Raw genomic sequence first — 15105 nt, 5'->3', positions numbered from 1 at the left:
GGCTCGTGGAGATCAAGTGGCGGCTCCGGGCGTTATCGGCGGCACCGCTGGCCCTGGCCCTGCTGGCGGCGACCGGCTGTGACAGCACGTCGGACGCCGGGGCGAAGCCGGCCGCGGCGCCGTCGTCCACGTCCGTGGCCCGGGTGTGCGCCGAGCCCGCGGCCGGACCGGCGAAGGCACCGGCGGGCGCGGTGACGGTCGACCCCGGGGTGGTCGGTGACCTGGCCGCGAAGACCAAGAGCAGCCCCCCGAACACCACGTTCTGGCTCCGGCCGGGTAAGCACTGGCTCGAGCCGGACCGCTACGCCCAGGTCATCCCCAAGAAGGGGAACAGCTACCTCGGCGCGCCGGGCGCGGTGCTCGACGGCCGGAAGACCAACCAGTACGCGTTCGGCGGCACCGCCCGCGATGTCACCGTCCGCCATCTGACCGTGCAGGGTTTCGTCGCGCCGCACAACGAGGGCGTGGTCAACCACGACTCGGCCGACGGGTGGGTGATCGAGCACGCGACGATCCAGAACAACTCCGGCGCCGGGCTGATGGCCGGTGCCCGCCAGCGGGTCCGCGCCAGCTGCCTGCGCGGCAACGGGCAGTACGGCATGAACGCGTACAAGGCCGGCGGCCGTATCAGCGGCCTGGTCGTCGAGGGCAACGAGATCGTGGGCAACAACACCGACGACTGGGAGCGGCGGCGGGAGGGCTGCGGCTGCACCGGAGGGGTCAAGTTCTGGGCCGTCGACGGCGCCGATGTGCGCGGCAACTGGGTGCACGACAACCGCGGAGCCGGGTTGTGGGCGGACACCAACAACAACGACTTCCGCATCGAGGCCAACGTGCTCGAGGCCAACGACGGTGCCGCGCTGATCTACGAGACCAGCTACAACGCGGTCATCCGGAAGAACACGATCCGCCGGAACAACCGGGTCGAGGGCCGCAGATCCGCCGACCGAGGCGACAACTTCCCGTTCGCGACCGTCTATCTGTCCGAGTCCGGCGGCGAACCACGGATCCGGGCCCGCACGAACAAGATCGAGATCTACCGGAACGTGCTGGAGGACAACTGGTCCGGGATCACCCTGTGGGAGAACGCCGACCGGTTCTGCAACAGCCCGGCCAACACCTCCTCAGGTGACTGCACCTTGCTGGTGAAGGACACCGACCGCTGCGCGCGGCCGGGGATCGCCACCGCACCGCTCTACGCCGACTGCCGGTGGAAGACCCAGCGGGTGGACATCCACCACAACCGCTTCGTGCTGGACACCTCCGTCGTCGGGTGCACGGTGAAGTGCGACCGCATGGCGGTGCTGGCCAACTACGGCACCTATCCGGACTGGTCGCCCTACCAGGGCGAGCGGGTGGCGGAGGCGATCACCGGCGAGCAGCACAACCGCTGGCACGACAATGTCTACCTCGGGCCTTGGAAGTTCGTCGCCCACGACCCGAGCCGGGTGCTCGACTTCGGGCAGTGGCAGGGCACGCCGTACCGGCAGGACGCGGGCAGCACCTTCCGCGCGCGGGACGGTGGTTGAGATGAGCCCGGGCCGCACGGACCACACGTCGAGGATCGTCGGTACGGCCTGGGGGCTGCTGATCCTCAACACGCTCGGCTCCGCCGGGGCGAAGACCATCGTCCCGCTGCCGCGCTCCCTCATCCAGATGGTCACCATGGGTGCGCTGGTGGCCGCGTTCGCGCTGGCGCTCGCCGTCAATCTCCGGCTGCGTATCCGGGCCAGTGCCTTCGTGTTCCTGCTCACCCTGCTGCTGGTGGTGAGCGTGATCTCCAGCGCGAGCCTGGAGTCCGGGTTCGGGGCGCTGTTCCGCTGCGCCCGGCTGGCCCTCTTCGTCACCACGCTGTGGCTGCTCAGCCGCTGGTGGGACGGTGGCCTGACGTTCGTCCGGCACCACATCCGGATGTACTTCGCGGTGCTCGGGTCGGTGGCCGCCGGCCTGGTCATCTCACCGGGCGCGGCCATGCCCGAACTCTACGGCGGGCGGCTGGTCGGCGCGTTGTGGCCGCTCACCCCGCCGCAGATCGGACAGTACGCCGCGGTGATCATCGGGCTCACCGTGCTGCTCGTGCTGGGCCGTCGGACCGACAGGGTCAGCGCGGCGGTGGTCGTCGTGCCGGCACTGGTCCTGCTCGCGCTGACCCATACCCGGACGGCCACGCTCGGCCTGTTCACCGGACTGGCGCTGGCGATCGGCTCGCTCGTCCTGACCAGTGCCGCCGCCCGCCGGTTCTTCGCCTGGGCGGTGCTGTGCGCCGCCGTGGCCGCGGTGGGGTTCTCCTCCGCGCTGCAGGCGTGGTTCCTGCGCGGCCAGAGCCAGGAGAACTTCACCAGCCTCACCGGTCGGGCCAAGGTCTGGGACGCCCTGCTGGCGGCGCCCCGGTCCACTTCGGAGTTCCTGTTCGGCGCGGGCCTGGGCGACAAGTCGTTCGGCGGGCTGCCGATCGACAACAGCTGGCTGGCCGTCTACCACGAGCAGGGGATGACCGGCGTGGTCCTGGTGGCGGCGATCATCATCGTGCTGGGCGGGGTCGCCTTGCTGCGGCCGCCGTCGCTGCAGAGGGCCTGCGCGATCTTCCTGATCAGCTACTGCGCGATCGCGTCGTACACCGAGGCCGGGCTGGGCGACGCCTCGCCCTATCTGCTGCATCTGGCCGTGGCGGCCTCGCTGCTGGCGGCACCTCCCCCTGCGACGCCCGAAGTCACAGCACGACGTATCCCGCGTTGGGCCCGGACATCGGAGGTGACCTGAACATGCACGGCCTTCACGTGCTGGTAGTGCACAACCGCTACGCCTCGGCACAGCCGAGTGGGGAGAACAAGGTCGTCGATCAGGAGGTGGCGCTGCTGCGCGAGGCCGGCCACCGGGTCGAGGTGTTCGAGCGGCGCAGCGACACCATCGCCGATCGGTCCCTCCCGGCCAAGGCCGCGGTGCCGCTCCTCGTGCCGTGGAACCCGGCGGTGCGTAGGGAGCTCGCCGCCCGGCTGCGCACCGAGCGGCCGGACGTGGTGCACGTCCACAACGTCTTCCCGCTCCTGTCGCCGGCGGTGCTGGCCGCCTGCGCCGACGCCGGTGTGCCCACCGTCGCCACGCTGCACAACTACACCCAGGTCTGCCCGCCCGGCACGCTCCAGCGGGACGGCCGGCCGTGCACCGAGTGCGTCGGGTCGACGCCGCTGCCCGCCGTGCGGCACGGCTGCTACCGCGGCTCCCGGCTGGCGACGGTGCCGCTCGCGGTCAGCCTGTCGGTCAACCGGCGGCGCTGGTGGTCCGGCGTGGAGCGGTTCTTCTGCATCTCGGCGGCACAGCGCGACGTCCTGGTGGGGGCCGGTATGCCGGCCGAGCGGCTGGCGGTGAAGCACAACTTCGTGCCCGACCCCGGCACGTGCCGAGAGGGCGCCGGTGAGCATCTGCTCTTTCTCGGCCGGCTAGCGGAGGCCAAGGGCGTGCGGCTGCTCATGGCCGCGTGGGACGAGATCGCGGCGAGCGGCGGTGTGGGCGTGCCGCTCGTGATCGCCGGCTCGGGGCCACTGGAGCCGGAGGTGACCGCCTGGGCGGCGGGCCGGGACGACGTGCGCTGTGTCGGCCTGTACGACACGGCGGAGTGCCGGAAGGCCGTCGCGCGTGCTGTCGCGGTGGTGGCTCCCTCGACGTGGCTGGAGGCGTTCGGCCTGGTGGTCGTGGAGGCGATGGCGGCGGGGGTCCCGACCGTCGCCGCCGGTCACGGCGCGTTCGTCGAACTCGTCGAGGACGGGGTGACCGGGCTGCTGCACGAGCCGGGCGACGCCGCCTCGCTCGCGGATCGCCTACGCCGGATCACGGCGGAGCGAGCCCGCAACCGGGAGATGGGCCGGGCGGCCCGGCGCCGCTACGAGCAGGGCTTCAGCCCGGCCGTCGGCCTGGAGCGCCTGGTGGAGGGGTACCGCTCCGCGATCGCGGGTCGGACGGAATCAATCGGGGACCGAATCAATGGGGGGCAGTAAATGACACGATGCCGACTCTGCGGCTCGGCGACGCTGGCGAGCGTCGTCGATCTCGGGGCGACACCGCCGTGCGAGAGCTTTCTCGCCGCGGACCGACTGGACCAGCCGGAGCCCGCGTACCCGCTGCACCTGCGGGTCTGCACCGACTGCTGGCTGGCGCAGATCCCGCCGCTGATCACGCCGGAGGAGACGTTCGAGGAGTACGCGTACTTCTCCTCGTTCTCGACCTCCTGGGTGGAGCACGCGCGCACCTTCGTCGCCGACGCCGTACAGCGGGTGGGGCTCGGCACCGACGGCTCCGAGGGCTCGGGGTCCTTCGTGGTCGAAGTCGCCAGCAACGACGGGTACTTGCTGAAGCACGTGGTGGACCGGGGGATCCGCTGCCTGGGCATCGAGCCGTCGGTGAACGTCGGCGCCGCGGCGCGGGACGCGGGTGTGCCCACGCTCACGGAGTTCCTGAGCCCGGACACCGGCTCGGCCGTCCGCGAGGAGCACGGACCGGCCGACCTGGTCGTGGCCAACAACGTGTACGCGCACATCCCCGACGTGGTCGGGTTCACCAAGGGGCTGCGCGCCCTGGTCGCCGACGACGGCTGGGTCTCCATCGAGGTGCAGCACCTGCTGACCCTGATCGAGGAGAACCAGTACGACACGATCTACCACGAGCATTTCCAGTACTACACGGTCGCGTCCGCGACCCGGGCGCTGGCGAGCGGCGGACTCACCCTCGTGGACGTCGAGTTGCTGCCCACGCATGGCGGCTCCATCCGGCTGTGGGCCCGGCCGGCCGAGGTGGCCGGCGAGCCGACGCAGCGGGTGACCGACGTGCTGGCCCGGGAGAAGGCCGCCGGGCTTCAGGAGCTGTCCGGGTACACCGAGTTCTCCGCCCGGGTGGCCAAGGTGCGCCGGGACCTGTTGAAGTTCCTCATCACGGCGGCCGAGCGCGGTGAGACGGTCGTCGGCTACGGCGCCCCGGGCAAGGGCAACACCCTGCTCAACCACTGCGGCATCCGGCCCGACCTGCTCCCGTACACGGTCGACCGCAACCCCTACAAGCACGGCAGGTACACCCCGGGCACCCGCATCCCGATCCTGCCGCCCGAGCAGATAGCCGCCGACAAACCGGACTACGTGCTCGTCCTCCCCTGGAACCTGCGGGCCGAGCTGGTCGAGCAGCTGTCCTTCGTGCACGACTGGGGCGGCCGGCTGGTCTTCCCCATCCCGGAACTGAGCATTGTCGAGGTCAAGGCATGAAGGTCGTTCTGTTCTGCGGCGGTTACGGGATGCGGATGCGGAGCGGCGCCGCGGACGACGTGCCCAAGCCGATGGCGATGGTCGGCCCCAGACCGCTGATCTGGCACGTCATGCGCTACTACGCGCACTACGGGCACACGGAGTTCATCCTGTGCCTCGGGTACGGGGCCCACCACATCAAGGACTTCTTCCTCAACTACGAGGAGACGACGTCCAACGACTTCGTGCTGCGGGGCGGGCGGACCGAGCTGCTGTCCACCGACATCGCCGACTGGACGATCACGTTCGCGCAGACCGGCATCGAGTCGCCGATCGGGGAGCGGCTGCGCCGGGTGCGGCACCACCTGGACGGCGACGAGATGTTCCTCGCCAACTACGCCGACGTGCTCACCGACGCCCCGCTGCCGGAGATGATCGACCGGTTCGCCCGGCGCGACGCCGGTGCGTCGATGATGGTGGTGCCGCCGCAGTCCTCGTTCCACTGCGTGGACCTGGGCGAGGACGGCCTGGTCGGGGGAATCACCGCGGTGAGCGACATGCCGCTGTGGGAGAACGGCGGCTACTTCGTGCTCCGCCAGGAGGTCTTCGACCACATCCCGGAGAACGGGGACCTGGTCGCCGACGGATGCGCCCGACTGGCCAAGGAGGGGCGGCTGGTGGCGCACCAGCACCGCGGCTTCTGGAAGCCGACCGACACCGTGAAGGAACGGGCCGCGCTCGACGAAGCCTACGCCCGGGGCGACCGCCCGTGGGCCGTGTGGGAACAGGACAGCGTCGGAGCCAGGGCGTGATCCGGCTCGGGGCCGGGCCCCTGGACCGGATCGTCGCGGTGGGCGCGCACTGCGACGACATCGCCATCGGCGCGGGCGGCACCCTGCTCGCGATGTGCCTGGCGCGGCCGGGCCTCCGCGTCGACGCGCTGGTGCTCTCCGGCGGTGGCACCGACCGGGAGCAGGAGGAGCGGGCCGCGCTGGCCGCCTTCTGCCCCGGCGCCGACCTGCGGATCACCGTGCACAAGCTGCCCGACGGCCGGCTGCCCGCGTACTGGGAAGAGGCCAAGGCCGCGGTCGAGGAACTGCGCGGACAGACCGATCCGGAGCTGATCCTGGCCCCGCGCACCGAGGACGCGCACCAGGATCACCGGGGTCTGGCGCAGCTGATACCCACCGCGTTCCGCGATCACCTCGTGCTCGGCTACGAGATCGTCAAGTGGGACGGCGACCTCGGCCGTCCGTCGGCGTACCAGCCGCTGACGCCGGAGATCGCCGAGGAGAAGGTGCGACTGCTGCAGGAGCACTACCCCTCGCAGCGGCACCGGCCCTGGTACGACCGGGAGGCCTTCCTCGGGCTGGCCCGGATCCGCGGCATCGAATGCCAGGCGCGCTACGCCGAGGCGTTCGCCGTCACCAAACTCACGCTCCATCTGGGGGGATGAACCATGCGCGTACTGCTGACCGGACACCAGGGCTACCTGGGCACCGTGATGGCCCCGGTCCTCACGTCCGCCGGGCACGAGGTCGTCGGTCTCGACGCCGGCCTGTTCGCCGACTGCGTGCTGGGCGAGCCGCCCGCGGACCCGTCGGGGCACCGGGTGGACCTGCGCGACGTCACCACCGAACACGTGGCCGGGGCCGACGCCGTGATCCACCTGGCGGCGCTGTCCAACGACCCGCTGGGCTCGCTGGCGCCGGAGCTCACCTACGACATCAACCACCACGCGTCCGTCCGCCTTGCCCGGCTGGCCCGGGACGCCGGAGTGGGGCGCTTCCTGTACGCGTCCACCTGCTCGGTCTACGGCGCGGCAGGCGGCGACGAGCTGGTGGGCGAGGACGCCCCGCTGCGCCCGGTGACGCCGTACGCGGAGTCCAAGGTGCGGGTGGAGGACGACCTGCACGGGCTGGCCGACGGCGACTTCAGCCCGGTGTACATGCGCAACGCCACCGCTTTCGGCTACTCCCCCAGGCTGCGCGCCGACATCGTGCTGAACAACCTGGTGGGCCACGCGCTGCTGTCCGGCGAGGTGCTGGTGCTCTCCGACGGCACCCCCTGGCGTCCGCTGGTGCACGCCGCCGACATCGCACGGGCCTTCACGGCCGCGCTGACCGCGCCGCGCGAAGCGGTGCACGACCGGGCGTTCAACATCGGCAGCGAGACCAACAACGTCACGGTCGCCGAGATCGCCGAGCAGGTCGCCGAGGCGGTGTCCGGCTCGAAGGTGGTGATCACCGGGGAGACCGGTGCCGATCCGCGCTCGTACCGGGTGGACTTCTCCCGGTTCCGTGCCGCGATCCCCGGCTTCGACTGCGAGTGGACGGTGAAGCGGGGCGCGCTCGAACTCGCCGACGCCTACCGCGAACACGGGCTGAACCAGGAGGACTTCGAGCGGCGCTTCACCCGTCTTGCCGTGCTGCGCGCGGCGTCCGACGCCGGCACCGTCGACGACACCCTGCGGTGGCGCCGGTGACAGCGGTCGGCGAGGAGATGCACGCGCTGGTGGAGCGGCTGTACCCGCTCTGCAGGAGCATCACCGGCGACGGTGTGCGCGCCACCCTGGACATCGTCGCCGAGTACGTCCCGCTCCAGGTGCACGAGGTGCCGACCGGGACTCAGGTGCTCGACTGGACGGTGCCGCAGGAGTGGAACATCCGGGACGCGTACATCGCCGACACCGCCGGCCGCCGGGTCGTCGACTTCGCCGCGTCCAGCCTGCACGTGCTCGGCTACAGCGTGCCGGTGTCGACGACCATGCCGCTCGCCGAGCTGCGCGAACACCTGCACACCCTGCCGGAGCACCCGGGCTGGGTGCCGTACCGCACCAGCTACTACAAGCCGGAATGGGGCTTCTGCCTGGCCCAGGAGACCTTGGACGCGCTGCCGGAGGGCGATTACGAGGTACGGATCGACTCCACCCTCGCCGACGGCCACCTCACCTACGCCGAGCACATGGTTCCCGGGCAGGTCGCCGACGAGGTGATCGTCTCCTGCCATGTCTGCCACCCGTCGCTGGCCAACGACAACCTGGCCGGCATCGCGGTGGCGACGTTCCTGGCCCGGGCGCTGGCGGAGGAGAAGCCGTACTACACCTACCGGTTCATCTACGCGCCCGGCACCATCGGGGCGATCACCTGGCTGGCCCGCAACGCGGAGCGGATCGATCGGGTCAAGCACGGACTCGTGCTGGCCTGCGCGGGTGACTCGGGACAGCTGACGTACAAGCGGAGCAGGCGCGGCGACGCGGAGATCGACCGGGTGATGGGGCATGTGCTGACCGCCTCCGAACGCCCGCACCGCGTCACCGAGTTCACTCCGTACGGCTACGACGAGCGGCAGTACTGCTCACCCGGGTTCGACCTCGGCGTGGGCTCGCTCAGCCGGACCCCGTATGCCGGCTACCCCGAGTACCACACCTCGGCGGACAACCCGGACTTCGTCTCCCCTCAGGCGATGGCGGACACCCTCGCCGTCTGCCGCGAGGCGTTCGCCGTCCTCGACCGCAACCGGAGGTACCTCAACCTCAGCCCCTACGGCGAACCGCAGCTCGGCCGACGCGGGTTGTACGACGCGCTCGGCGGGCGCAGTGACACCAAGCAGGCCCAGATGGCCATGCTGTGGGTGCTCAGCCTCTCCGACGGCGAGCACAGTCTGCTGGATGTCACCGAGCGGTCCGGGCTGCCGTTCGACACGGTCGCCGCAGCGTCCGACGCCCTGCACGGCGCCGGTCTGATCAAGGCATGACGCGGATGACCACCGAGGAGGAGAAGGCGAAGGCACCGGCGGGATCCGCCCGGCGGGCCTTCGCCGGCCGGCTGTCCTGGGGGCTGGCCGACCAGGCGGCCTCCAGCATCAGCAACTTCGCGGTGGGGATCTATGTGGCCCGCTCGCTGGGGGTGACCGCGTTCGGCGTGTTCAGCCTCGCCTGGGTGACGTACGGCGTGGTGCTCAACGTCTCCCGCGGGCTTGCCACCGACCCGCTCGTGGTGCGCTTCAGCGGCGTGTCCGACGCGTCCTGGCGGGGGGCGGTGGCCCGGTCGTCGGGTACCGCCCTCGGCGTCGGTGCCGCCATCGGCGCCGCCTGTCTGATGGTCGGTCTCGCGCTCGGCGGACGCGTGGGGCCCGCGTTCGCCTGCCTCGGCGTCATACTGCCGGGGCTGCTGCTCCAGGACGCCTGGCGGTACGCGTTCTTCGCCGCCGGCACCGGGCGCAAGGCGTTCGTCAACGACGTCGTGTGGGGCGTCGCGCTCGTCCCGGCCATGGTGGTGGCGGCCCGGGTGGGCAGCGTGGCGGCCTTCGTGCTCGCCTGGGGCGCGTCCGCCACGGTGGCCGCGGGGTACGGCTACGTCCAGTCCGGCATCCTGCCCCGGACGGACCGGGCACGCGCGTGGCTGCGCGAGCAACGCGACCTCGGCTACCGGTACCTGGTCGAGAACGTCAGCCTCAGCGGCGCGAGCCAGCTGCGTGCGTACGGGCTCGGCGCGATCGCCGGGGTCGGCGCGGTGGGCGCGGTCCGGGGCGCTGAGCTTCTGCTCGGCCCGTTCCTCGCCGTGCTGATGGGACTGTCTCTGGTCACCGTCGCTGAGGCGGCACGGGTGCTGCGGCGGGCCCCGCACCGCCTCGGCAGGTTCTGCCTCCTGCTGGGGGGCGGGCAGGCCGTCGCCGCGCTGCTGTGGGGCGGGGCACTGCTGCTGATGCCGGACCGGCTCGGCGAGCTCGTGCTCGGCGACGTCTGGCACTCCGCCGCCCAGCTCATCGTGCCGGTCACCCTCGGCGTCGCGGGCGCCGGCCTCGGCACCGGCGCGGCGGCCGGGCTGCGTTCGCTCGCCGCGGCCCGGCGCAGCCTGCGCTGCCAGCTCTTCGCCTCCGCCTGCTACGTCGCCGGCGGGCTCGGCGGCGCGGCCCTGGCCGGCACGGTCGGCTCGGCCTGGGGCATCGCCGCCGCGACCCTCGCCGGCTCGGCCGTGTGGTGGCTGCAGCTGCGGTCCGCCCTGCGCGAGCACCTGAAGGAACCCATCCCTGAAGTGAGGACGTCATGACCGCCCATCCCCGGCTGAGCATCGGCCTGCCCGTGTACAACGGCGAGGAGTACTTGGCCGAATCGCTCGACGCCCTGCTCGGCCAGACCTACGAGGACTTCGAGCTGGTCATCTCCGACAACGCCTCGACCGACGGGACCGAGGACATCTGCCGCAAGTACGCCGCGCAGGACTCACGCATCCGGTACATCCGGCTGCTTCGGAACATCGGCGCCGCGCCCAACCACAACTATGTGTTCACCGAGTGCCGCGGCGAACTGTTCAAGTGGGCCTCGCACGACGACCTCTACGCCCGGGACCTGCTGCGGCGCTGCGTGGAGGCGCTGGACGCGCGGCCGGACGTGGTCCTCGCACACTCCGACCAGGCGGTCATCGACGGCGAAGGACAGGTGACGGTCCCCTACGAGTACGGTCTGGCCACCGCCTCCCCGCACGCGCCTGAGCGCTTCCGCAGCTTCCTGTTCGAGCCCGGTGGCGATGACTTCTACGGGGTGATGCGCGCCGACATGCTGCGCCGGGTGAAGCCGCACGACAGCTATCACCACGCGGACCGGACGTTCGTCGCCGAGATCGTCCTGCACGGCCCCTTCCACCAGGTGCCGGAGCTCCTGTACTTCCGCCGCGACCATCCCACCCGCGCCGAGCGGGCGAACCCTTCCAAGCGCTCCAGGTGCGTCAACCTGGACCCGCGCCGGGCGGGCGCGCTGCACCCGACGCCCCGGCTGCTGGCCGAGTACGTCTGGGGCTTCGTCTCGGCGATTCAGCGGGCGCCGCTCTCCGCGGCCGACCGGCGCGCCTGCTACCGCCATCTGGCCGCGTGGATGACCAGCCGGGCCCGGCCGGGCGCCGGCGAGCGGGTCGAGGACCGCGCCCCGGTCGACCCGGCCAAGCTCACCGTCTCCGTCGACGCTCTGGTCGCCGGCCGTGAGGGGAGGCAGGCGTGACCGCTGCCCGCGTCGGGGTGTTCGGCCTGCTCGGCTCCGGCAACCTCGGCAACGACGGGTCACTGGAAGCCGTACTCGGGTACCTCCGCGCCGAGCACCCGGACGCGGCCGTGGACGCGCTGTGCGGCGGACCCGAGGCCGTCACGGCCCGGTACGGGATCCCGGCGACGCGGCTGCACTGGTATCGCGGGGAGTACCGGACCGCGTCCCGTGCGGGCTCGATCGCGGGGAAGGGACTGGGCAAACTCGTCGATGTGGTCCGCATGGCCGCCTGGGTGCGCCGGCACGACGTGGTGATCGTGCCGGGCATGGGTGTTCTGGAGGCCACGCTGCCGCTGCGGCCGTGGGGCTTCCCGTACTCCCTGTTGCTGCTCTGCGCGACCGGCCGGCTGTTCGGCACCCGGGTCGCGCTGGTCGGCGTCGGCGCCGCCGCGATCCGCGACCGGGCGACCCGGGCCCTGGTGCGCCGGTCGGCGCGGCTGGCCGCCTACCGGTCGTACCGGGATGCCCTGTCCCGCGACGCGATGCGGGAGATGGGCGTGGACACCGCGCGCGACGAGGTCTACCCGGACCTCGCCTTCGCCCTGCCGACGCCACCGGCCGGCCCGGCCTCCGGCCCGCCCGGGCTGGTCTGCGTCGGTGTCATGGATTTCCACGGCGGCAACGACGACCGTGCCCGGGCCGAGGAGATCCACCGGCGCTACCTCGACGGGACAACTCGCTTCGTCCGCGCGCTGGTCGAGGAAGGCAGGCCGGTCCGGCTGCTCACCGGCGACGCGTGCGACGCGTCGGTGGTCGCCACGATCCTCGACGCGGTGGACTCGCCGCTGGTCACTGCCGCGGATGCGGCCTCGCTGGCCGATCTGATGAAGGAGACGGCGGCGGCCGACACCGTGGTGGCGACCCGGTACCACAACCTGGTCTGCGCGCTGAAGACCGGAACGCCGACCCTCGCCCTCACCTACGCAGCGAAGAGCGACGCCCTCATGGACCGGATGGGTCTCGGAGCGTACTGCCACCCGGCTCGCGAGGTCGACGCCGACCGGCTGCTGGAGCAGTTCCGCGCACTGGAGAAGCGATCGGCGGAGCTGCGGCGGACCCTCGCCGAGCGGAACCGGCTCACCGCCCGGCAACTCCGGGACCAGTTCGCCGCCTTGACGGCCGCCCTGTTCCCGGCGAACGACCATCCGCCCGCCCGCACCCGGCAGGAGACTCCATGAAGGCGACCCAAGTCCCGGCGATCGCCGGCGCGTACCTGTTCGAGCCGACCCCGTACGCCGACGAACGCGGCTTCTTCTGCCGCACCTTCGACGCCGACGTGGTCCGCTCGGTGGGCCTCGACCCGGACGCCTTCGTCCAGGACAGCGTGTCCCGCTCGGTCCGGGGCGTGCTGCGCGGCCTGCACCTGCGCTCGGGCGCCGGCGAGGCCAAGCTGGTGCGGTGCTCGTACGGGCAGATCTTCGACGTCGTCGTGGACCTGCGGCCGGACTCGCCGACCTATCGCAACGTGGCCTCCTTCGAGCTGTCCGGCGAGACGCAGACCACCCTGTACATCCCGGCGGGGTGCGCGCACGGCTTCCAGGCGCTGACCGAGACCGCCGACACCTCGTACCGGATCGACCGCCCGCACGACCCGGCCGAGGACGTGACGATCGCCTTCGACGATCCGGAGCTCGCGATCCGCTGGCCGCTGCCTGCCACATCGATGTCCCAGCGGGACCGGGAGGCGCCGAGCCTCGCCGAGGTCCTGAAGCAGAGAGAGAGCTGAAGTCAGCGTGGACACTGAGGAGTTCTTCCTGCCCCGGTCGCGGGCGGCGAACGAGCGGCTGCACGCCCTGGTCCCCGGGGGCGCGCACACCTACGCCAAGGGCGACGACCAGTATCCCGAGAACCTGGCCCCCGTCATCAGCCACGGCCGCGGTGCCCATGTGTGGGACGTCGACGGCAACCGCTACATCGAGTACGGCTCCGGCCTGCGGTCGGTCAGCCTCGGCCACGCCCACCCACGTGTGACCGAGGCGGTACGGCGGGAGATCGACCGCGGCAGCAACTTCGTCCGGCCGTCCGTCGTGGAGGTCGAGGCCGCGGAACGCTTCCTGGCCACGGTGCCGACCGCCGAGATGGTGAAGTTCGCGAAGAACGGCTCCGACGCCACCACCGCCGCGGTGCGCCTCGCCCGTGCCGCCACTGGTCGCGCCCGGGTGGCCCTCTGCGCCGACCATCCGTTCTTCTCCGTCGACGACTGGTTCATCGGTACGACTCCGATGCCGGCCGGTATTCCGGCGGCGACCACCGACCTCACCGTGGCGTTCCCCTACGGGGACCTGGCCGCCACGGAGGAGTTGCTGACCCGGCATCAGGACGAGGTCGCCTGTCTGATCCTCGAACCCGCCACCCACACCGAGCCGCCGCCCGGCTACCTCGAGGGCCTCCGTGAACTGGCCGACCGGCACGGCTGCGTACTGATCTTCGACGAGATGATCACCGGCCTCCGGTGGTCCGAGGCGGGCGCCCAGGGCCTGTACGGCGTCGTCCCCGACCTCTCCACGTTCGGCAAGGCGCTGGGCAACGGGTTCGCCGTCTCCGCCCTGGCCGGGCGCCGCGAGCTGATGGAGCGGGGCGGGCTGCGGCACTCCGGCGAGCGGGTGTTCCTGCTGTCCACCACGCACGGCGCGGAAACGCACTCCCTGGCAGCCGCGATGGCCGTCCAAGCCACCTATGCCGAGGAAGGGATCACCGCACGGCTGCACGCCCTCGGCGAGCGGCTGGCCGCCGGTGTCCGCGAGGCCGCGGCCGGCATGGGCGTCGGCGACCACGTCGTCGTCCGGGGCCGGGCCAGCAACCTGGTCTTCGCCACCCTCGACGAGAACCGGCAGCCGTCGCAGGAGTACCGCACCCTGTTCCTGCGCCGGCTCCTCGCGGGCGGGGTGCTGGCCCCGTCGTTCGTGGTGAGCAGCGCGCTCAGCGAGGCCGACATCGATCACACCGTCGATGTGGTGGCCCAGGCGTGTGCGGTGTACCGGAAGGCACTGGACGCCGGTGACCCCACCCCCTGGCTGGCCGGGCGGCCGGTGAAGCCGGTGTTCCGCCGCTCGGTATGAACCTGACGTGACGTCAATGACGGTCTCGGCGACCGGCGTCGGGCACCCGGTCGATGAGCCACGCGGTCGCCGGTACCACCGCCAGCGCCGTGCACCAGCCGCCGAGGACGTCGGTCGGGTAGTGCGCGCCCAGGGCGACCTGCGCCCAGCCCATGGCGGCGCCGGCGACGAGCGCCGCCCCGAGCACGAGCACCGCGCCGGCCGTCCTGCCGAGGCCGAGCCGGCCGGCCGCGAGCAGCGCCACCACGAGGGCGAGCGCCGTGAGGAAGGCGGTGTGCCCGCTCGGGTAGGACAGGTTGTCGGCGCCGTGGATGGTGCGTCCCACCAGGGGCTTGAGCAGCTTCGTCGTCCCCACGGTCAGGCCGGCGCCGGCGACGACGAACACCGCCGCGTGAGGGTGCCGAAGCAGCAGGCAGCCCGTCACCGCGGCCACGACCAGCGCCGCCGCTCCCAGGGGCTCCCCCAGGAAGTCCGTGGCCAGAGCGAGGTTCCGCCACGGCGGCCGCACACCGTCGACCGCCGGCTGAATCCACCCGTCCACCGTGCCGGGCTCGCCGTGCCCGGCGTACAGGACCCCGATCGCGACGACCATCAGCGCGGCGAGGGCCGCGATCAGCCCGAGCCACACGCGCAGCGCCGGGGGCAGCACCGCGGGCGCCGACCGATGGGCAGCCATGACTGCCGGGCGCCAACTCCCCACGAACGAGCCCCCCGTCGTGTCCGACTCGGCCCGGGCGGGCGCCGTCAGTCTCCGGTGGCCACCCTAACCAACAGGCGGTGTCCG

The 15105-nt window shown here is 72.0% G+C and carries 14 protein-coding genes; 13 read left to right on the top strand and 1 reads right to left on the bottom strand.

Annotation, left to right across the window (positions count from 1 at the left end; genetic code table 11):
* Positions 1-5: 5 nt before the first annotated feature.
* The 13 genes from ACFT32_RS08385 to ACFT32_RS08325 are packed head-to-tail and all read left to right on the top strand — an operon-like array spanning position 6 to position 14321.
* Positions 6-1529 carry a right-handed parallel beta-helix repeat-containing protein gene (locus ACFT32_RS08385; protein WP_382487226.1) on the top strand — a complete coding sequence of 508 codons (1524 nt, stop codon included), beginning with the start codon at positions 6-8 and terminating at the stop codon, positions 1527-1529.
* A 1-nt stretch (position 1530) separates the two neighbouring features.
* Positions 1531-2760, top strand: a complete 1230-nt coding sequence (locus ACFT32_RS08380; protein ID WP_382487224.1) for an O-antigen ligase domain-containing protein — start codon at positions 1531-1533, stop codon at positions 2758-2760.
* 2 nt (positions 2761-2762) lie between these two features.
* Entirely contained in the window at positions 2763-3992 is a 1230-nt protein-coding gene (locus tag ACFT32_RS08375; RefSeq protein WP_382487221.1) for a glycosyltransferase, read from the top strand.
* The gene (locus ACFT32_RS08370) at positions 3993-5246 is read left to right on the top strand and encodes a class I SAM-dependent methyltransferase (protein ID WP_382487219.1); all 1254 of its coding nucleotides are present in this window, start codon (positions 3993-3995) and stop codon (positions 5244-5246) included.
* Positions 5243-6037: a glucose-1-phosphate cytidylyltransferase gene (locus ACFT32_RS08365; protein WP_382487217.1), complete on the top strand. Its 795-nt coding sequence runs from the start codon at positions 5243-5245 to the stop codon at positions 6035-6037. The genes ACFT32_RS08370 and ACFT32_RS08365 overlap by 4 nt, the downstream gene beginning before the upstream one ends.
* Entirely contained in the window at positions 6034-6681 is a 648-nt protein-coding gene (locus ACFT32_RS08360) for a PIG-L deacetylase family protein (protein ID WP_382487214.1), read from the top strand. The genes ACFT32_RS08365 and ACFT32_RS08360 overlap by 4 nt, the downstream gene beginning before the upstream one ends.
* Positions 6682-6684: 3 nt before the next feature.
* Positions 6685-7710, top strand: a complete 1026-nt coding sequence (locus tag ACFT32_RS08355) for an NAD-dependent epimerase/dehydratase family protein (protein ID WP_382487212.1) — start codon at positions 6685-6687, stop codon at positions 7708-7710.
* Entirely contained in the window at positions 7698-8981 is a 1284-nt protein-coding gene (locus ACFT32_RS08350) for a DUF4910 domain-containing protein (RefSeq protein ID WP_382487210.1), read from the top strand. Before ACFT32_RS08355 ends, ACFT32_RS08350 begins: the two co-directional genes overlap by 13 nt.
* A 5-nt stretch (positions 8982-8986) precedes the next feature.
* Complete coding sequence (locus tag ACFT32_RS08345) at positions 8987-10276, top strand: hypothetical protein (protein ID WP_382488818.1); 1290 nt, start codon at positions 8987-8989, stop codon at positions 10274-10276.
* Positions 10273-11220 (top strand): glycosyltransferase family 2 protein, encoded by a 948-nt coding sequence (locus ACFT32_RS08340; protein WP_382487207.1) that lies wholly within the window; start codon positions 10273-10275, stop codon positions 11218-11220. Before ACFT32_RS08345 ends, ACFT32_RS08340 begins: the two co-directional genes overlap by 4 nt.
* Entirely contained in the window at positions 11217-12440 is a 1224-nt protein-coding gene (locus tag ACFT32_RS08335; RefSeq protein ID WP_382487205.1) for a polysaccharide pyruvyl transferase family protein, read from the top strand. Before ACFT32_RS08340 ends, ACFT32_RS08335 begins: the two co-directional genes overlap by 4 nt.
* Positions 12437-12988: a dTDP-4-dehydrorhamnose 3,5-epimerase gene (gene rfbC / locus ACFT32_RS08330; RefSeq protein ID WP_382487202.1), complete on the top strand. Its 552-nt coding sequence runs from the start codon at positions 12437-12439 to the stop codon at positions 12986-12988. Before ACFT32_RS08335 ends, rfbC begins: the two co-directional genes overlap by 4 nt.
* Positions 12989-12995: 7 nt before the next feature.
* Positions 12996-14321, top strand: a complete 1326-nt coding sequence (locus ACFT32_RS08325) for a glutamate-1-semialdehyde 2,1-aminomutase (RefSeq protein WP_382487201.1) — start codon at positions 12996-12998, stop codon at positions 14319-14321.
* A gap of 13 nt (positions 14322-14334) precedes the next feature.
* Here ACFT32_RS08325 and ACFT32_RS08320 read toward each other — a convergent pair whose 3' ends face one another.
* Positions 14335-14997 (bottom strand): phosphatase PAP2 family protein, encoded by a 663-nt coding sequence (locus ACFT32_RS08320; protein ID WP_382487199.1) that lies wholly within the window; start codon positions 14995-14997, stop codon positions 14335-14337.
* Positions 14998-15105 lie beyond the last annotated feature (108 nt).

This window comes from Streptomyces sp. NPDC057002, from assembly GCF_042673825.1.
GTDB lineage: Bacteria > Actinomycetota > Actinomycetes > Streptomycetales > Streptomycetaceae > Streptomyces.
The sequence above is the reverse complement of the archived record's forward strand: the minus strand, read 5'-3'. Positions and strand labels throughout refer to the sequence as shown.